Source organism: Paenibacillus sp. OK003 (assembly GCF_900109515.1).
GTDB lineage: Bacteria > Bacillota > Bacilli > Paenibacillales > Paenibacillaceae > Paenibacillus > Paenibacillus marchantiae.
Genome location: NZ_FOBD01000007.1, coordinates 235129 through 254534, shown reverse-complemented (window position 1 = coordinate 254534; position 19406 = coordinate 235129). Strand labels below are relative to the sequence as shown.

21 protein-coding genes are annotated in these 19406 nt (G+C 47.4%); 1 reads left to right on the top strand and 20 read right to left on the bottom strand.

Annotated features, from left to right (window positions below):
* Nucleotides 1–132 precede the first annotated feature (132 nt).
* From BMW94_RS13050 to cysT, 16 genes are all read right to left on the bottom strand, one after another.
* Nucleotides 133–759 carry an ABC-2 transporter permease gene (locus BMW94_RS13050; RefSeq protein ID WP_090998891.1) on the bottom strand — a complete coding sequence of 209 codons (627 nt, stop codon included), beginning with the start codon at nucleotides 757–759 and terminating at the stop codon, nucleotides 133–135.
* A complete protein-coding gene (locus BMW94_RS13045) occupies nucleotides 752–1618 on the bottom strand; it encodes an ABC transporter ATP-binding protein (protein ID WP_090998889.1) in 867 nt (288 codons plus the stop codon). Before BMW94_RS13045 ends, BMW94_RS13050 begins: the two co-directional genes overlap by 8 nt.
* A complete protein-coding gene (locus tag BMW94_RS13040; protein ID WP_090998885.1) occupies nucleotides 1618–1998 on the bottom strand; it encodes a GntR family transcriptional regulator in 381 nt (126 codons plus the stop codon). Before BMW94_RS13040 ends, BMW94_RS13045 begins: the two co-directional genes overlap by 1 nt.
* Before the next feature lie 229 nt (nucleotides 1999–2227).
* Complete coding sequence (clpP, locus tag BMW94_RS13035; RefSeq protein WP_090998882.1) at nucleotides 2228–2809, bottom strand: ATP-dependent Clp endopeptidase proteolytic subunit ClpP; 582 nt, start codon at nucleotides 2807–2809, stop codon at nucleotides 2228–2230.
* A gap of 18 nt (nucleotides 2810–2827) precedes the next feature.
* A complete protein-coding gene (locus BMW94_RS13030; RefSeq protein ID WP_090998880.1) occupies nucleotides 2828–3694 on the bottom strand; it encodes an RNA polymerase sigma factor in 867 nt (288 codons plus the stop codon).
* A gap of 133 nt (nucleotides 3695–3827) precedes the next feature.
* Complete coding sequence (locus BMW94_RS13025; protein ID WP_063564389.1) at nucleotides 3828–4607, bottom strand: MBL fold metallo-hydrolase; 780 nt, start codon at nucleotides 4605–4607, stop codon at nucleotides 3828–3830.
* 156 nt (nucleotides 4608–4763) lie between these two features.
* On the bottom strand, nucleotides 4764–5210 hold the full coding sequence (locus BMW94_RS13020; RefSeq protein ID WP_090998878.1) for a hypothetical protein: 447 nt from the start codon (nucleotides 5208–5210) through the stop codon (nucleotides 4764–4766).
* 55 nt (nucleotides 5211–5265) lie between these two features.
* The gene (locus tag BMW94_RS13015) at nucleotides 5266–6201 is read right to left on the bottom strand and encodes an ABC transporter ATP-binding protein (RefSeq protein ID WP_090998876.1); all 936 of its coding nucleotides are present in this window, start codon (nucleotides 6199–6201) and stop codon (nucleotides 5266–5268) included.
* Entirely contained in the window at nucleotides 6198–7223 is a 1026-nt protein-coding gene (locus BMW94_RS13010) for an ABC transporter ATP-binding protein (protein ID WP_090998874.1), read from the bottom strand. Before BMW94_RS13010 ends, BMW94_RS13015 begins: the two co-directional genes overlap by 4 nt.
* Nucleotides 7224–7484: 261 nt before the next feature.
* Nucleotides 7485–8330, bottom strand: a complete 846-nt coding sequence (locus BMW94_RS13005; protein WP_090894485.1) for an ABC transporter permease — start codon at nucleotides 8328–8330, stop codon at nucleotides 7485–7487.
* 7 nt (nucleotides 8331–8337) lie between these two features.
* A complete protein-coding gene (locus BMW94_RS13000; protein ID WP_062326882.1) occupies nucleotides 8338–9288 on the bottom strand; it encodes an ABC transporter permease in 951 nt (316 codons plus the stop codon).
* 54 nt (nucleotides 9289–9342) lie between these two features.
* The gene (locus BMW94_RS12995; RefSeq protein ID WP_090998871.1) at nucleotides 9343–10947 is read right to left on the bottom strand and encodes an ABC transporter substrate-binding protein; all 1605 of its coding nucleotides are present in this window, start codon (nucleotides 10945–10947) and stop codon (nucleotides 9343–9345) included.
* A 223-nt stretch (nucleotides 10948–11170) separates the two neighbouring features.
* The gene (locus tag BMW94_RS12990) at nucleotides 11171–12235 is read right to left on the bottom strand and encodes a sulfate ABC transporter substrate-binding protein (RefSeq protein WP_175480673.1); all 1065 of its coding nucleotides are present in this window, start codon (nucleotides 12233–12235) and stop codon (nucleotides 11171–11173) included.
* Between the two features lie 55 nt (nucleotides 12236–12290).
* The gene (locus BMW94_RS12985; protein WP_090998868.1) at nucleotides 12291–13355 is read right to left on the bottom strand and encodes a sulfate/molybdate ABC transporter ATP-binding protein; all 1065 of its coding nucleotides are present in this window, start codon (nucleotides 13353–13355) and stop codon (nucleotides 12291–12293) included.
* A 1-nt stretch (nucleotide 13356) separates the two neighbouring features.
* The gene (locus BMW94_RS12980; RefSeq protein ID WP_064639962.1) at nucleotides 13357–14154 is read right to left on the bottom strand and encodes a sulfate ABC transporter permease subunit; all 798 of its coding nucleotides are present in this window, start codon (nucleotides 14152–14154) and stop codon (nucleotides 13357–13359) included.
* Nucleotides 14151–14966, bottom strand: coding sequence for a sulfate ABC transporter permease subunit CysT (cysT, locus tag BMW94_RS12975; RefSeq protein WP_063564398.1), 816 nt, complete (start codon nucleotides 14964–14966; stop codon nucleotides 14151–14153). Before cysT ends, BMW94_RS12980 begins: the two co-directional genes overlap by 4 nt.
* Before the next feature lie 454 nt (nucleotides 14967–15420).
* Between cysT and BMW94_RS12970 the strand changes: the two genes are divergently transcribed.
* Nucleotides 15421–15822: a secondary thiamine-phosphate synthase enzyme YjbQ gene (locus BMW94_RS12970; protein WP_090998866.1), complete on the top strand. Its 402-nt coding sequence runs from the start codon at nucleotides 15421–15423 to the stop codon at nucleotides 15820–15822.
* Between the two features lie 194 nt (nucleotides 15823–16016).
* On the opposite strand, the gene BMW94_RS12965 is transcribed toward BMW94_RS12970, so the two are convergent.
* From BMW94_RS12965 to BMW94_RS12950, 4 genes are all read right to left on the bottom strand, one after another.
* Nucleotides 16017–16619 carry a TetR/AcrR family transcriptional regulator gene (locus BMW94_RS12965; RefSeq protein WP_063564400.1) on the bottom strand — a complete coding sequence of 201 codons (603 nt, stop codon included), beginning with the start codon at nucleotides 16617–16619 and terminating at the stop codon, nucleotides 16017–16019.
* 5 nt (nucleotides 16620–16624) lie between these two features.
* A complete protein-coding gene (locus BMW94_RS12960) occupies nucleotides 16625–17257 on the bottom strand; it encodes a YigZ family protein (RefSeq protein ID WP_072734274.1) in 633 nt (210 codons plus the stop codon).
* 164 nt (nucleotides 17258–17421) lie between these two features.
* Nucleotides 17422–18777, bottom strand: a complete 1356-nt coding sequence (locus tag BMW94_RS12955; RefSeq protein WP_090998864.1) for a glucose-6-phosphate isomerase — start codon at nucleotides 18775–18777, stop codon at nucleotides 17422–17424.
* 187 nt (nucleotides 18778–18964) lie between these two features.
* The gene (locus BMW94_RS12950; protein WP_090998862.1) at nucleotides 18965–19282 is read right to left on the bottom strand and encodes a pyrimidine/purine nucleoside phosphorylase; all 318 of its coding nucleotides are present in this window, start codon (nucleotides 19280–19282) and stop codon (nucleotides 18965–18967) included.
* Nucleotides 19283–19406 lie beyond the last annotated feature (124 nt).

The following is a 19406-nucleotide window of genomic DNA, read 5'->3' as shown; positions in this document are numbered from 1 at the left end:
TCACAAATTTTAAATCTTCTGTAACACAAAAAGTCGCCGTTTGGCGACTTTACTTTTTGGGCTGCTGTTCTGCTGTCCTCGACTGACAAAGTAAATTAGAAAGTTTTTTTTTGAAATCCTTCTTTATTCATCCTATAGATCTTTCCTTGCAAACAGTCGGACCGTTACAAAATAGGAGACAATGAACAACAGAAGAATGCAAACTGAAACAAAAACATAAACCGAAGCACGACCCATGCCGTTCTCGCCTGCCATATACAGGAGTGAAGCAACAGGCTGCGCTAAAATAATAAGAACGAACATGAAAACCGTATTAATTATTCCCGCTCCCTTTTTACTAAGGGCGTAAAAAAGAGGCATATAGATCGAAATTAAAACCAGCACCATTCCAATCGAAATCAGGATGTCCAGTACTGAAAAGTCCGGCTTGTTCAGTTCGGGAAAAAGAAAGTTAACCAGCCAGTGAGCGCCAGACGAAGCGAAAACTCCAAGAAGCGTATAGAGAATGGCGGACAGATACTTCGCTTGCACAATGTTTCTGCGGCTAAGCGGGAGCGTGACAAGAAATTTATGATTATGGTTTTTGATATCAATCATGGTTGCAAGCATAATCGAACCGAAAGCAGTATAGATCCCAACAAAATACATCGACATTTCCACTGTCGGGATAAATGCGACACTGAATACAACAAAATAAAAAAGGATGGCCCATAGCGAGCTTTTCAAAGCAATATAATCTTTGCGAAGCAAGTTAAGCATGATGCCGTTCCCCCTTGGCCGTAAAATAGATAAGGTCTTCAAGGGAGGGTCTATGTAAAAGAGCATCATTGCCAAATAATCGTTCTGCCTCCGCCCTGTTGTCTGATAAGCCTTCAAAACCAACCGCTGTCTCACGGATTCCGACGAATTGTCCTCGCGTGTCCGCATCAAGCAGCTTCATGTCCCCTTTTACTATAATGTACCTTTCAAGTACATCATCCTTTGCTTCATTAAACACAATCTTTCCTTTATTGATGAATGTAATATAATCTGCCATCCGCTCCAAATCGGTCGTGATATGAGTCGAGAAAATAATGGATCGAGTTTCGTCCTGTATTATATCTGCAAGCAAGTCAAGCAGTTCTCTCCGAAACACAGGATCAAGCCCGGATGTAGGCTCATCCATGATGAGTAGCTCAGCATCGTGAGATAAAGCGATAGCCAGTGAAAATTTGATTTTCATGCCTTTGGACAGTTCTTCAATCTTCTTTTTGGGAGACAATTCAAATTGCTCCAGGTAGTTGTTAAATTGCTTCTCATCCCATTTCTTATAAAAAGGAGCAATCATGCTTTTCATTTCACGGATCGTAAGATGCTCATAATAGAAACATTCATCTGAAACAATGCCAATGCGTTCTTTAACGTTAACTTCCTGAGCAGGCATCTCTTTTCCCAATGTTCTGATGCTCCCGGAGTCAGGACGAATCAATCCGGTAATCAGGCTGATCAGTGTGCTTTTCCCCGCCCCGTTTGGACCGATAAGTCCGGTAATATAACCTTGTTTAACATCCAAAGTGATCTGATCCAGCTTGAATAAGGGGTACGTTTTTGATAGGTTGCGCAACTCAATTGCGTTCATCAGGCGTCTTCCTCCTCCACTAGCAACGTAAAATGCTTAACTACATCTTGAACACTCATGCCCAGTTCCTTGCTCTCACGAAGGATATCGAGCATTTTATCTTCGATTCGTTTCAGCCGCTGTTCCCGAATAAACTCCTGATTGGCCCCGGAAACAAAACAGCCTTTGCCTACGACAGAATCAATCAGTTTCTCTTTCTCCAGTTCTTCATAGACACGTTTGGTTGTAATTACACTGACCTGCAGATCCTTCGCAAGTTGACGGATGGAGGGGAGGCTCTCCCCTGCAACCAGTTCCCCGCTTAAAATGCTCTGTCTAATCTGGGTCAAAATCTGCATATAGATCGGATCGCTTGATGCGTTTGATATTAGTATTTTGATGTTCTCTCACCTCACTCGTTTCAACAATCCATTCCATGTATAGTGTGTATATATAATATATACACTATACATGGAATTAGTCAAATAAGCATTCAATTTTTTCCCAATACAGACAAGACAGTAAAGTAGCCCGGAAAGTCGAATGACCTTCCGGGCTACTTTGCTGTGCATTTTTCTTGCTTTTCTTTTGTCGTGTTTCTTGACACGTATACGTATGGCACCTTTTTTCTTACGTACTGGATATCACCTTATCCACAAGACCATACTCGACGGCTTCCGCAGCGGTCAGGAAGTAATCTCTGTCTGTATCCTTTTCAATCCGATCCATCGGCTGTCCCGTATGATCGGCAAGCAGTTTATTGAGGCGCTGACGGTGCTGGATAATTCGGTTGGCGTGAATCAGCATATCCGAGGCCTGCCCCCGTGTTCCGCCAAGCGGCTGGTGAATCATGATTTCGCTGTTCGGCAACGCCAGCCGTTTCCCTTTTGTCCCACCAACCAGCAGGATCGTACCGAAGCTGGCTGCCATGCCTGTGCAGATTGTGGAAATGTCAGGCTTCACGAATTGCATCGTGTCATAGATGGAGAATCCGGCAGTCACGGAACCACCAGGACTGTTGATATACATCTGAATATCCTTCTCCGGGTCCTCTGCGGTCAGAAACAACAACTGGGCCACGATCGCATTGGCCATCTGATTCTCAATTTCCCCGGATACCATAATGATCCGATCTTTCAGCAAACGGGAATAAATATCATAGCTCCGCTCTCCGCGGGCTGTCTGTTCAACAACATAAGGTACCACGTTCATGCATTTTGCCTCCCTGGTTTACGCAACCATGTTGACCGTATATCCTCCCCCATACGACATTGAACTCATACCGGAGCTTGAATAACTGTACATCACTGGCTGCATCGATTGAGACGGCAGAGTCTGCTGCAAAATCGTTCCCGCCACAGCCATCGGATCATCGGTCTGACTCAGGCATAGATCAATTAAACGTGCTGTATCACCGCTGCGGAACGCCAGCAAATAACTGCGCAGTTCCTCCCTATTTTGCGGATGCTCTTCCAATGGATTGGTCTGATCAGCATCCGCTTCATGCAGGCTGTGCCTCACTTTCGCCAGAGCAGTGCGGGCACGACTCAGGGCAGCTTTGACCGCCCCTTCCGTCGTGTCCAACAGTTCAGCAGTCTCTACCGTCGTGTATCCCATTAAATCACGTAACATATATATCGCTCGCTGCCACGGTGGCAGTTCATCCACAAGGATTTGAACAGCGGACTCGACTTCCTCGAATCTCTCTTCTTCCTCAAATTCCTGCATAAATGGCTTCATGCTTTCCAATTTGCTTGCCAAGTTCTCACGCTTCCGTATGGCGTCAATCCAGGTGTTGCGTGCAACACGGATGAGATAGGCTTCCCAGTTCATGTCCGCTGTCATTCCCGTTCTTCGGGTAGCTGAAGAGGATAATGCTTTCACACATGTATCCTGAACCAGATCCTCCGTCTCCCAGACTGAACCAGTTAATGACATACAGTAGGCGTACAACGAGCCCAGCAGGTTCGGAAGCGCAGCTTCAATCGTTTGCTCTAACGTACATCCGGTTTGAACACCGGAATGGTTATAGGGTTCAACCTGTTTATCATCATGTGGTCTGTTGATTCTGCAATCCACGGACTTCACAAAGGCCATGTTTGGGGCCCCCCTTTGTTGGTTCCTGATTGATCTTGCTTCAATTCACTTGCTGTAATGGCCTTACACTATGTAAACGAAGAACCTCCGGTAAAGGATACGCTCTTCTGAATTTATTTTTAGCATTGTTGTCCTATTCTCCCAGCTTCACCTTCAGACCGGTAAGTGCCAGCGTAATCCCCTGATCCAGATCATAATTCTGGCGTACATCGACGTCGTGAGACATATGTGTAAAATAGGTCTGACCCGGCTTCAAATCCTGCAACAGCTCCTGCGCCTCAACCATATCGTACACCGAGCGTGTGGAGAATTCCGCAAGTTCATGAACAAAGCTCGTTCCAAGTACCAGCAGATCGAGCCCGTATAGCGGCTGCTTCTCCGCAGCTTTCAGATCAATGGCATCCGAGCAATACGCCCAGGTGTATCCTTCACGTTCCAATCGATACGCATACGAATAGCCATTATGACCGTGGCAAACTTTCCAGGAGTGCACCTTCCATCCACCGAGCTCGATATCCGCATCCGTTTCCAGGAAATTCATATGACGACCGAGCCATGGAAATTGACTCTGGATGGTCGCGATCACCTCCCGTGGTGCATACAACTGCCCTTTTACACCCAACCATCGACACGCATCTGCCCATTCGGGCAAGCCTCCAATATGATCAAAATGCGCATGAGTGATCAGCAGCGTCTGCACCATCCGCATCCCCTGGTCTTCCATCTGTGATCTCCAGTCCGGTCCGCAGTCAATCATGAAAGGTTCGTGCTCGCCATCACTATGAATCAAAACAGCAGCACGTTTGCGGCGATTGATCCCCGTAAGTCGGGCTTCTGTGCAAACGTCACAATCACAATACACCCGCGGAACACCCATCGCATCCCCGGTTCCCAGAAATGTTAGCTGATTCATTATGAAAGTCCCCTCTCTATCCCGGAAGCAATGCATCCCAAATTTATGTTCCATCCGATTAATGATATGTAAATTGTAATCTTCCACCTCTATTTTTGCAAAAAAAGACCATCCCGCCGCAGTTATTCACTGCAAACGGGACAGTCTGTTGTTTCATTAAACCAAAGCCCGCAGCTTCAACGTCAGCTCTTGGCCCTCAGGTACATCTTTGGATTCGGTAATCACCCAGTTTGATGCAAGGCGTTTTGCCAGCACATCTGCCTGCTCCGGTTTTAATTTCAACCCGGTTACGATGCCTTCACCCACAGTAAAGTCTTTCTCTGGCTGTAATCCGAAGGACTTTTGCAAGTAGATGCCCAGACCACCACGAGTGTTAAAGGTAATCCGGTAGCCGTCTTTAACCGCACCTTCCAGATTCTCGCCATGCTCGTCCGCATAGGAGAAAAGATCATCATATCTGTAGTGCTCCTCAGACACGGCATCAAAAGCAGCAACATTTTTGGCCTGTATCGCTTCCAACAAAGCTGCATCCGACATGCCTTTGCTACGAGCCTGTTCCAGCCGAATGGCTGTATTTTGGGACAACTTAAACTCAGCACTCATCCAACTCACACCTTCCTGTCACTATATATCGTTATTCCATGATATTCCTAATCCATTATATCCTGTCTCGATAGCCGGATACAAAGTGTCCTGGTGAAACTTCCATCCACTCCGGTTTTTCATCCCGTCCCCGAGCGGATGAGTCGGTATCCCCACTGTAAATCGGTGGCATCACGTTCCGTACCGTTGGATCAGGTACAGGAATTGCTGCCAGCAATGCCTGGGTATACGGATGTACCGGATTACGGTACAGTTCTTCTGTTGGTGCCACTTCCACCAGCTTACCGCGATACATCACACCGATTCGATTGGAGATGTGGCGTACCATCGACAAATCATGGGCAATAAACAAATAGGTCAGTCCCAGCTCTGCCTGCAAATCTTCAAGCATATTGACCACCTGTGCCTGTACGGACACATCCAGAGCGGACAACGGCTCATCACACAAAATGAACTCCGGGTTCACCGACAATGCACGGGCAATGCTGATCCGCTGACGCTGCCCTCCACTGAATTCATGTGGATAACGCTCCGCGTGCTCTGGCTTCAGGCCCACACGGTTCATCAGGTCAAGCGCTCGCCCCTTCATCTCTGCCTTGGAAGCATAATTATGAATTTCCATAGGTTCACTAATAATCTGCAGGACATTCATACCCGGATTCAGTGAAGAATAGGGGTCCTGAAAAATCGTCTGCATCCGTTTGCGAAAAGGCTTCAACTGGCGTTCATTCATCTTCGCAACGTCCTGTCCGCCAAACATAATGCTTCCGTCCGTCACATCATAGAGTCTTACGATGCTGCGTCCAGTCGTTGATTTGCCACAGCCGGATTCACCAACCAGTCCAAATGTTTCTCCCTTGTGAATATGAAAACTGACGTTATCCACGGCTTTCACGACGTCTTTGCCTTTGCCAGCACCACGTACCGGAAAATGTTTTTTCAAACCACGCACGTCCAGCAGCACTTCACGCTGATCGATTCCTGTACTCATTTCTCCACCTCCTCTGACGATGCTCCTGTTTGTACTTGATGTTGTTCCCGACCTTGATCGTCCAGCAACCAGCATAGCGCTCGATGACCGGGTGCAGTCTCGGTATACGCAGGCATCTGTTTGCATACTTCCATGGCGTGTGGGCAACGTTCCATAAACGGACATCCGGTTGGTGGATGAAGCAGATTGGGCGGTGTACCTTCAATGGTTGCCAGCCGCTGGCGTCCACCTTCCTCGCCGTGCTTCGGAATGGAGCGCAGCAATCCCTGAGTATACGGATGCTGCGGATGAGCGAAAATACGCTCCACTGGCCCCTCTTCCATAATGAGTCCACCATACATCACAATCACGCGGGTGCAGACCTGAGCAACGACACCCAGGTCATGCGTAATCATCAGAATGGATGTCTGCGTGGAATCTTTCAGTTCCTGCATCAGCTGCAAAATCTGTGCCTGAATGGTCACATCCAGCGCTGTCGTCGGTTCATCCGCGATTAATAACTCCGGCTTGCAGGACAGGGCAATGGCGATCATTACCCGCTGTCTCATGCCTCCGCTGAACTCGTGTGGATATTGGTCAATCCGTTCTTCCGGATAAGGAATGCCCACTTGCCGCAGCAACTCAATCGCTTCCTTGCGCGCAGCCGACTTGTCCATTTTCCGGTGACGACGAATGACCTCTGTCATCTGTTTGCCTACACGAACGACTGGATTAAGTGATGTCATCGGGTCCTGGAAAATCATCGAGATGCGATTGCCCCGGATTTTGCGCAGCTCCTTGTCCGACTTGGTTAGCAGATCCTCTCCACGGAACAAAATCTGACCATCCGTAATCCGGCCCGGCGACTGGATCAGCCGAATCAGCGAACGGGCAGTTACACTTTTGCCACTGCCGGACTCGCCGACCAGCCCAACCACTTCGCCTTCTTTTAACGTAAAACTCACACCCCGGACGGACTGTACCTCACCTTCCCGAGTTGCAAAGGACGTTTTCAGTTGTTTGACCGATAATAAATCTGTCATTGTATTCACCCCGCTGTGTAAGTTCAACCAAAGAATATTTACACTAGCCACTCCAAAGACAGAACAACCTTCCGATCGCTGTTATCCCCAGATTTTTTTTGATTCCCTTTTCGTAAGGGAAAATCCGGTGATAGCGTATGCTTCCGATGTAGCTTTCTTTCAGAAAGCTTTTAGGCGAACTCTTCGCTTCTTCAGGTTATTTCTGTCTTCTCCGTTCTCGTGTAAAATGTTTAGTCGAACCTATATTTAGTCGAAAATCATCTATCGCTTGTTCGCTTTGGGCTCGAAGGCTACGCGGAACACATCCCCCAGGAAGTTAAACGACAGCACCGTCAGCAAAATAAACAATCCCGGGAAAATTGCCATATACGGCGCTTCACTAATAAAGCCCTGTGCATCATTCAACATGCTGCCCCAAGAAGAGTTCGGTTGTTTAACACCCAGTCCGAGGAAGCTTAGTGACGATTCCATCAGAATCGCACTCGCGATGTTGATGGTTGCTGCGACAATAATGGTTGGAATAATGTTGGGAATAATGTGCTTCATGATGATCCGGCCAGGCTTTTGACCCGATACACGCGCATACAGTACGTATTCCCGCTGCTTGACCGACATCGCCTCAGCCCTGACAATCCGGGCAATATTCATCCAGCTCAGCACCCCGATAATGACAATAATCGTACCGATCCCCGGCTTCAGATATGCGTTCAGGATCAGCATCAGGAAGAAGGATGGAATCGACATGAGCACGTCAACAATACGCATCAACGTATTATCCACCCATCCGCCAAAATAACCACTAACCGTACCTACCAGTGTTCCCACAATAACGGCGATTGCCATCGACAGGAAACCTACGGCGAGAGACACCCGCCCTCCGTATAACGCCCGAGCCAAATAATCCCGTCCGTAATCGTCCGTACCAAACCAGTGATCTGCACTTGGCTGTTGAAGCCGCTCCATCACTACAATTTCATTCGGATCATGTGGGGACAGAAACGCAAACAGGGATGCGAGCACAAAGATGCCCAATATGATGACAGCCGCAAGGCCCAGTTTCTGCTGCCTTAACTGCGTCCGTAAATTACGCCAGCGCATTGAATTCATTTTTGTCTCACCCCGTTGTCTTGATTCGTGGATCTACCACGCCATATAAAATATCAGCTACCAGGTTTCCGACGACCAGCAGCACAGAGGACATCATCGTAATGCCCATAATAATCGGATAATCCAAACCGTGAACGGCCGAAATCCCGAGAGATCCCATCCCCGGCCACGAGAAAACGGACTCCGTAATAAATGCTCCCGCAATCAGCTCCGGCAAAGACATGCCGAGAATGGTGATTACAGGCAGCAGTACATTTTTGAGTACATGACGAAGTAGTACCGTCCCTTTGGTTGCGCCGTAGGCATACTGGATTTGAACATAGTCCTCTTCCAGCTGACTGATTGTATTCGAGCGAATGTACCGCATGTACACGGATACGTTCATGAAGGTCAATACGGTACATGGCAAAATGCCATGTTTGATAATATCCCATGCGGAGTCCATACCCACCGTTCGCATACCCATGCTTGGCAACCAGTGCAGCTCTACTGCAAAGAAATAGATCAGCATCATACCGAACCAGAAGCTAGGAATCGATATCCCGATATACGAGATTAGACTGAGTCCACGGTCAAACAGACTGTTCTGACGCGAACCGGCAATCATGCTCAGCGGAATGGAGATCAGCAAAGACAATAATAGCGATGCCCCCATCAATCCAAACGTAGCGGGCAAACGTTCAATAATCATCTCGGCAACCGGGCGATGGTTCACCAGTGAGTAACCAAGGTCGCCAGACAGTACATTTTTGAGCCATACGACATATTGCACGTACATCGGTTGATCAAGACCGAGGTTTTGCCGAATACGCTCCACATCTTCTGCCCCCATATTCGGGGTAACAAAGGAAAGCACCGGATCGCCCGGCGCCAGCTTGATCAAGGTGAACGATACGATGGAGATTACAAAAAGAAGAGGGATCGCTTGTGCGATCCTTCGGACAATATAGTTGTTCACTTGGGCACCTCCGAATCAACGCCGGCCTCGCGGCCGGCGTTATTGGCTTGTAACTTATTTTTTAAATAGTTTGGACAGATCTTCAAGCATCACGACTGGTTTTGGATTTGCATCTTCAACGCCGCCGTAGGTGTTGTCAATCGCCACTACAGCTTTCGTGTAGGCGATAGGGTATACTGTCATTTCATTGGCTACCGTTTGTTGGATTTGTTTGTACAAATCGCCACGTTTCGTTTCGTCAATTTGAACGGCTGCTTCATTCCACAGTTTGTCGAAATCGGCATTTTTGTAATGGGAGTAGTTGTATGCCGCATCACTCAGGAAGAGAGATTTATAAGCATCTGGCTCATAACCCATAATGTATCCACCAAAGGACAGTTCAAAATCTGTATTGTTCATATCCAATGTCCGGTTACCATAAGCTGTTCCGTCCATCGGCAGCAATTCTACTTCAATGCCCACGTCTTTCAGCTTTTGCTGAATGTACAGCGCTTGGCTTGTTTGTGGTTTGTTGGTGTTTGTGTAAGCAAGACGCAATTTCAGGTTGCTAACGCCTGCATCAGCCAGCAATTGTTTTGCTTTTTCCAGGTTGTAGTCGTATTTCTCAACATCATCCGTTTGGTACAACGTGTCCGGTGTAAGAATCGACGAAGCCGGTTCAGCAAAATCAGCTGAGGAATACGAAGCGGTGATCAGTTCATTTTTATCCAAAGCATAAGCAATGGCTTGACGAACTTCTTTCTTTTGCATCGAAGGCACGTTCAGGTTGAACACCATGTATTGCAAGCGGCCTTCCGGGTAAGTCAGCATGTTGAATTTGCCTGTGTCGTTCAATTTGTTGTAATCCTGTGTGTCGACCATACGCATTTGAATCTCGCCGTTTTGCAACGCCAGGTTCGCTGCATTTGGATCTTTCGCTACACGATATGTCACGCTATCCAGATGAGCTTTGCCTGCAAAGTAATCATCAAAACGTTCCAGGGTTACGTATTCGCCCGGACGGTATTCCTTGAACTTGAACGGACCGGAACCGATCGGGTTGTTGTTTTTGTCGCTTTTCTCAATATCGGCTTCGCCTTCGAAAATGTGTTTAGGGATTGGAGAGAACGAAACCAATGCTCCTTCAAAAGCAGCAGATACTTCCGGCAATTTGAATTCTACCGTCAGGTCATCGATCTTGGTTACTTTCACCGGTTTGCCATCAAAAACATACTGACTACGGGAAGAACTGTGTTGTTTCTCATCAAGGATGCTATCCATTGTGAACACAATATCATCCGCTGTCAAAGGCTGGCCGTCATGCCATTTCAGACCGTCTTTCAACTTCAATGTATACGTCAGGTGATCATCAGAGAAGCTGTCGCTTTCTGCGAGCACATACGTTTTTTTGCCATCATTCACATTGAACAGTGGAGCATATAAGGATTGATCAATCGTCAACGTTACACGGTCACCCGCGTAGATCGGATTCATCACTTTAGGATCATCCTGAACGGCAATAATGATGCTTCCGCCATCTTTCGGTTGCCCATCATCCGTTGTTGCTGTATTTTCTGCGGTATTAGACGAATTCGTTCCGTCACCGCTGCTTCCGCATGCACTCATGATTGCCACAACCAGAACCAGCATCAATGACAGCCACATTTTTTTTGATTTCATTATGATATTTCCCCTCGCTGTAATTTAACGTTCTGTTAGCTAGTATAGGCAAGGAATCGACAAATTGCAACGATTTTTTCCAACTTAACCTATCGGGTTTAAATGAAATAACATTAATGCCTAGCAATGCAAAAAACCTCCATATCACTTTTTTTCGTGAAATGAAGGTTTGAATCGCAATTGATCTTCTGAAATTCAATAACAGGACGATGCTCGTAAGGGGTTACAACCCGGCTAACACCTGGTACCACACGCCTCGTTTGGAATACAGTGTACTGCGTACCTTGTCCCATCCGCCCAAGTAGTTAATATCGAACAGACCTTCAGGCGTTGGGAACGAGGACTTCGTCTCTGCAAACACCTCAGGGTCTACCGAACGGAAACCGTGCTTGGCAAAAATGCGCTGTGCTTCCGGCGTACTTAGATAGGCTACAAACGCCTCCGCCAATTCACGATTGCCATGCTTATCCGCATATTTGTCTACGACAACCGCCGGATTCTCAATCAGGATTGTGTTTTTGGGAACTACGATATCATAATTGACACCCTTGGCAATCCGGGCAAGCAATTCATTTTCATACGTAACGATAACGTCACCCACGCCATATTCAAAAGCCGCCATGGAGGATCGGCCACTCTTATCCAGTGACTCGACATTCTCATGTACTTTTTCCAGAAAAGCTTTCGCCACGGAAGGATCTTTCTTCCCTTGCTCCTCCTCAGATAACTTCAACCCTGCACCATAGATGGCATTGATGTCCCACTGTGCTCCGCCTGACGTCTTGGGATTAGGATACAGCACCTTAACCCCCGGCTTGGTCAAATCTTCAAAATCGCGAATACCCAGCGGGTTGCCTGCTCTTGTACCCAGAACAACGATCGAGCGGGTGATCATGCCATCATTCGGTGCCTGTTTCCAGTTGGAGCTGACCAGATCGGCTTTGACCAACTTATCGATATCACTTTCCATCGCCAGAAGCGCAACATCAGCTTCGAATCCACCAACTATGGCTCTTGCTTGTGTCCCGGAGGCTTCATAGGATTCCTGAAAGTGAACCGTCTGTCCAGTCTTGGCTTTCCATTCCTCCTGGAATTTGGGCAGCAATTCTCCGACGGCGTCTTTGGCGACACTGTAAGCACCGATAACCAGCGTATTGGATTGGTCGTCTGTCGAGGTTCCGCTCTGTCCGCTTGCGTCCTCCTGCTTGCTACATCCAACGGTCATGCAGACGAGCAGAAGCATGAGGACAACATATAAAGGGTTGATTTTCTTCTTCATCGTCTGCATGGTAAGCACCTCTCTCCAAAACTCTAGAACAATTTTGAACCTAATGATCTTCTGATTAGATGATGACCGGCATTGGATCTTCCTTCAATCGGTTCTCAACAACCCAGCTATGGGTATCATTGAACAGATATGCCCGATGCACAAGCACTCGAATCTGTTGGCCGACTTGCAGCGTTGTTTTCTCCAGGGAACGATACGTTATGAGTTTATGGCCCTCAACTTCCACTTCTACCATCCATTCACTGCCACGGAAATGAAGGTGTTTGACGGTCCCCTTTTCAGTAGCGGACAGCATGCTAAACTCGTTCTTCAAACCGATCTCGATATACTCAGGCCGGATCAGCGCACGTGTGCCCTCCCCTTCCACTGCATGTTCGAAGCCCTTAAGCTGTGAAGCGTCCTCCACAACGGTCGATTCCCCGATAAATGTGGCAACAAAAGGCGTCTCTGGATTTTTGTAAATATCCCACGGCGTGCCCTTCTGCTCCAAGCGCCCTTGGCTGATAATCATGATTTCGTCGGCAACTTCAATCGCTTCATCCTGGTCGTGGGTTACAAAGATCGAAGTAATGCCTACCCGCTCAATCAGCTCTCTCAGCCACGAACGCAATTCCTGACGGATCTTGGCATCAATGGCGGCAAACGGTTCATCCAACAGCAGCAGCTGTGGCTCAGGGGCCAATGCTCTGGCAAAAGCGACACGCTGCCGCTGTCCACCAGACAACTGATGTGGATAACGCTGCTCGAAACCTTTCAGCCCCGTCAATTCCACCAGCTCCATGACCCGATCACGGATCTGGGCTTTGGGTGTCTTTTTGACTTTGAGTCCAAAGGCGATATTTTCAAATATCGTCATATGCTTGAACAAGGCATAGTTCTGAAATACAAATCCGATTCCCCGCTCCTGCGGAGGCAGATGGTTTACGACCTTTCCGTGAAATCGAATCTCTCCGGAACCCGGATTCTCCAGACCCGCCAGCATACGAAGAATAGACGTTTTCCCACCTCCGCTGGGTCCCAGCAAACCGATTAGATGGCCTTTGGCAATATCGAACGAGACATCTTTTACCGCATGAAAATCACCGAAATGTTTGTTCAGATCACGGACTTCCACATGCATCTCAATGCACTTCCTTTCGCTTCTTGGCCCATTCCATCATAAGCAGCAGCCCGACAGAAAAAGTAACCAGTACCAATGCCACACCATTTGCGGCAGCTACGTTAAAATTCTCAACATCCTGATATACAAGCGTTGTGGCCGTCTGCGTTTTGTTCATAATGTTACCCGATACAACCAGCACTGCACCGAATTCCCCAAGCGAACGGGCAACCGTCAGCACAAGACCGTACACAACCGCCCAGCGGATGGAAGGCCAGGTAACACTCCAGAACGTTCTCCAGCCGTATGCACCAAGCGTTGACGCAGCCTCTTCCTGCTGAGATCCAAGCTCCTGCAAGACAGGCATCACCTCTCGAACCATCAGTGGAAACGTGACAAACAACGTTGCAATGACCATGCCAGGGAAGGCATAGACCACATTGAATCCAATTCCTTCAAAAAAAGCACCCATAATGCTGTTGGGACCCAGCAGTAGTACAATCATTAATCCGCCAATGACGGGCGATACGGCATAGGGCAGATCCACAATGCTGTTCAGCAGCCCTTTCACCCGGTCACTCAGCCATCCGGCGCGAACCAGATAGATGGCCATCATAACGCCAAACAATGTATTTAACAGCGTGACAACAAGTACAACAAGTCCTGTCATCATCAAGGCATGCAGCGCCTCAGGGCGCAACAGCCCATCCAGGAATCCTCCTGCCCCGTCTTCAAATGCACCAATAAAAATACGTCCAAGCGGGATAATCAGCAGTACAATGAACACCGCAAACGTCAGTCCGATTAATAGTCGCCTCATCGTCTTCTCCCCCGCATCTGTACCAGATTAATGAGCCAGAGGATCAGGAAGGAGAGCGTTAAGAGCAGTACGGAAACGGCCGCGGCACCGGTTGGATTGTCACTTTCGATCTCGCCATAAATAAATACGGAAGCCGTCAGTGTTCTTCCCGGAATGTTGCCTGCCACCAGCACAACAGCCCCGAATTCGGCCAGTGCTCTGGAGAATGCGAGCATTCCCCCACTAATCATGCCCGGAGCCATCGACGGGAGAATGACCTGCCTGAATGTGCGCGCCTTCGATGCTCCCATCGTGTAGGATGCCTCTTCCTCTGAAGGATCGATCTCCTCGAGCAAGGGCTGCACCGCACGGATGACAAATGGAAACGTAACAAAGGTCATTGCGATCACAATTGCAGGCTGGTGAAACACAATTTCAAACCCCATGGACTCCGCCAGTTTCCCTATGGCACTGATCGGACCCAGGAGCAGCATAATCATCAGGCCACCAACGGCTGTTGGCAGTGCAAAAGGAAGATCTACCAGACTGTTAAGGAACGACCTCCCAAAAAAGCGATAACGTGTCAGCACCCAGGCAATCATAGTTCCCAGAATGACATTAATCACCGTGGCAATAACAGCCAGACGGATCGTTAACAGCACAGCTTTCCATGCGATTGGGTCCATAATGCTTTGGATAAAGTTGCTCCATCCTTCAGAGAAGGAATTGACGTACACACCGATGATTGGAAGTACAATGAGTACGATAAAATATAGCAATACGGTACTGCGGAATCCCCAAGTCCATCCCTTGTGACGAAGAACGGTATTCATTGCTGCATTCCCTCCCAGCCTCCGGTTCTATGTCCGGTCGGCAGTCTTCCTGCTTTGGTACAACCATTTTCCTAAGTTGGATTTTATTACTTTAATATTATTCCCATTAGTCTACTTGGTTTTTTGCTTATCTGATACTTTACCAGTTTGCAGTGCTAATCGTCAATGCTTTTATTGAATAAAATCGGCGTACATAAGATGATTTCATAACAATTACACTTGCCACTACGCGGCCAGAACAACCTTCTGATCGCTGTTATCCCCAGATTTCTTTTATTCCCTTTTCTAAAGGGAGAAATCCGTCGATAAAGGCGAACGCTTCGCTTCTTCAGGTTATTTCTGCCCTCTCCGTTATCGTGTAATTGTTATAACATCGTAATACGTGATTTGTTTGGTATGTAATGGTTAAGGTACAATCTAGAGGACATAATTCCGAGCAAAGGAGTGAAGTAGTATGTTATATACGAAGAATGTATCGACATCCCGACGGGATGAGATGAAGGATATTACGCGGGAGGTGGAGCAGGTTGTCCGTGACAGCGGTGTGCAGAATGGAACGGTATTGATATATTGTCCACATACGACAGCAGGCATTGCAATTAATGAAAATGCAGACTCGGATGTCAAACATGACGTGCTGCTTCGTCTGAACGAATTGTATCCTTGGGAACATCCCGAATATCGGCATGCTGAGGGAAATACGGCTTCTCACTTGAAATCGATCACAACCGGACCATCACAAACGGTGATTATACATGAGGGAAGATTACTGCTTGGCAGATGGCAGGGCATCTACTTTTGCGAATTTGATGGTCCCCGGCAGCGGGAATATTTCCTTAAAATCATGGAAGGTTAGCTCCATTTCAACCCTATTTCTATTGATTCGCCATTGATTGAAATAAAAAACAAACAGGCGGCCCACCCTATTTTAGGGATGTAATCCGCCTGTAATGATCTTCTTCACGCAAAAACTTTCGCGAGACAACGTTATAAAGAATTAATGTTATGACAATTCACCGCCCTGAAGTGTAGGAGTGCGACAAAAGCGCCTTATTGGACGCCAGGCTGGTGTTGGAGATTACGGCAGAGTACTTTGACATGAGATAACGCAGCCGATTCAATCTCTGCAAAGGTTAAACGGTCCTGAATATAATACGATATGAATCCGTGCATGGACAAAAACAGCGTACGTGGTACACATTGAATATCCTCTTCTGTACAGCCCTCTTCGTTCATGTATTGCCTAATAATGGAGGCGAACAATTCAAAGCATCTTCCTTGCTCTGTACGACAATACGATAACAATTCCTCATCACGAATCATGAACATAATCTCGTACTGATACGGATTCTCCAAACCAAAACGAATAAACTCCATCATGATATGTTCCACCTTGCTCACGCCGCCCATGACTGGCCTGACCATGGCTTGCAGCAGCAAATGCCCCAGATGATTGAAATCTTCAACCACGATGGCATAAAACAGCTCTGCCTTTTCCTTAAAATGATAATACAGCGACCCATGACTATAGCCCAGATGCTGGCCGATGCTTCGCATCGAAATGGCACGGTATCCTTTGGTAATAAAAAGATGCCTCGCCGCCTCCAGTATCCGCTCCCTCGACAACTCCTGTTCGACTGCTCTTCTAGCCATATATTTTATTCCCCTTCAATAAAATAAAGCCGCTGTCCCTCCGTGATCCGGGATTGCCCTTGCGTCAAATCTGTGATCCAAGCCACAAATGCCTCAGTTTCACTATCCGGCGGAAGACAAGTCAACGTAACCTTATCGGTGAACCCAGTTTCACCTGTACGGACTTCCCGGCTCCTTAATTCATTTTCCACTTTGCCCAGCCATGTATAATCCAGTTCAACAAACACTTCACGATGGAGCACTTTGGTAATCGCTTCCCCGGCTTCTATGGCTGCAACTGCTCCATCCGTATAAGCGCGTATTAACCCACCTGCTCCAAGCATAATTCCTCCAAAGTAACGTGTAACAACGATAGCCACATTTTTCAATTGCTGATTTTTGATAACTTCAAGAATCGGTTTGCCAGCGGTTCCGCTTGGTTCGCCATCATCGGATTGCTTCTGGATCTCATCCCGCTCACCAATCATGTATGCGGAGCAGTTATGAGTAGCATTCCAATGTTTTTTCTTGATTTCATCAATAAAAGCATTGGCTTCTTCTTCTGTCGTGACCGGCATAATATGACCGATAAATCGCGACTTTTTGATTACAATTTCCAGATTGCCCGGTCCTCGAACCGTGCGATAACGTTCAATCATCCCTATCCAACTTTCCACCAATTTGATCCATTTTACAAGAAAGCAGTTCCCCGCGCGTACGCGGACGAACTGCCTTGGTTTAACATCCGGGAAACCATTGCTTCACAATGACTCCCCGAATGTAATTACATTACCTTATTTAACTATATGAGCAGACCGATGAATTATTCGGAAAGTCTCGCTTCAAGCGCTGCTTTCTCTTCTTCAAAGCCTGGTTTGCCCAGCAAAGCGAACATATTTTTCTTGTAAGCTTCCACGCCTGGTTGGTCAAATGGGTTGACTCCCAGCAGGTAACCACTAATGCCGCATGCTTTTTCAAAGAAGTATACCAGATATCCGAAAGAATATGGAGACATATCTGGAATGTTCACAATCAAGTTCGGTACTTGACCATCTGTGTGTGCAAGCAGTGTTCCTTGGAACGCTCTTTTGTTAACGAAGTCCATCGTTTTACCTTCAAGGAAATTCAGACCATCCAGATCATCCGGATCCGCTTCGATCGAAATATGTTCCGATACTTCAGCAACCTGAATCACCGTTTCGAAGATGTTCCGGCTACCCTCTTGAATGAATTGACCCATGGAGTGCAAGTCAGTCGAGAAATCAACGGATGCAGGATAAATCCCTTTATAGTCTTTACCTTCACTCTCTCCGTAAAGCTGTTTCCACCATTCCGATACAAAGTGCAGGGATGGCTCGTAGTTCACGAGGATTTCTGTGCCTTTACCTTTGCGATACAGTGCATTACGAACAGCTGCATATTGATACGCTTCGTTCTCAGCTACGTTCGGGTTGCTGTATTCTTTGGAAGCGTCAGCCGCACCTTGCATCATTTCTTCGATGCTGATGCCAGCTGCTGCGATTGGCAGCAAACCTACAGCCGTCAGAACGGAGTAACGTCCACCTACATCATCCGGGATAATGAAGGATTCATAGCCTTCTTCATTCGCCAGTTTTTTCAGTGCGCCGCGCTCTTTATCTGTTGTTGCATAGATCCGTTTGCGAGCTTCTTCTTTGCCGTATTTTTTCTCCAGTGCTGCACGGAAGATACGGAAAGCAATCGCTGGCTCCGTTGTTGTACCAGATTTGGAGATAACGTTAACGGAGAAGTCTTTGCCTTCAACCAGATCCAACAAATGAGTTACATACGTGGAGCTGATGTTGTTTCCTGCAAAGTAGATTTCAGGCGTTTTGCGTTTGTCTTTAGGCAGATTGTTGTAGAAAGAGTGCGTAAGCATCTCAATCGCTGCACGTGCACCAAGGTATGATCCACCAATACCGATGACGATCAGCACTTCGGAATCGCTTTGGATTTTAGCAGCCGCTTTTTGAATACGGGAGAACTCTTCTTTGTCATAAGCGGTAGGCAGGTCGATCCAGCCCAGATAATCCGATCCGGTTCCCGTTCCGTTGTGGAGCTGCTCGTGAGCCAAACGAATCGGTTCAGCGAAATAGTCCACTTCATGTTGATTGACGAATTGCAGGGCAGTGCTGTAGTCAAATTTCACTTTTTTTGCCATGATCTATAAAACCTCCTGATATCGGTAGCGTATTTTTTTCCGTTTTCCATTCTAAAACAACTTAGCCTAAGGATACTTCAAATCCACAGGGCTGACAAGCTTGCAGCCCGAACTTTGTCGTTAGAGTTTAAGAAGCAAAAAGGGTTAACCGAATCCGCGAGTGGCGGTTCTGGTTACCCTTCTTGTATTATTTCGCCGGGTACGAACAGCAGTAGTCGGTAACGCTGCGTATCTCCAGTTTAAATTTGGATTCGGCAGGCACGTGGAACGTAGCTTGACCTTGAATCTCTTGCCAATCTTCTTCTCCGGGAAGTAATACTCTCAGATCGCCGGACAGAATCTCCATAATTTCACGGGAATCTGTACCGAACTCATAACTGCCTGGAAGCATAATGCCCAGAGTCACCTTGCTGCCATCCCCCAAAATAACTGTTCTGCTGGTTACCTGGCCCCCATAATAAATGTTGGCCTCTTTCACTACACTGACTTGATCAAACTGTGACATGCGTACCCGCTCCCCCTGAAGTTAATGAAAACAAAAGGCAAAACAGATCAGGGCGGTTGCCCGCCCATTCTCTGCCGGAATTCACTTTGCCGCCTGGACAGGACTCGCAGTTAAGCTCATCCCA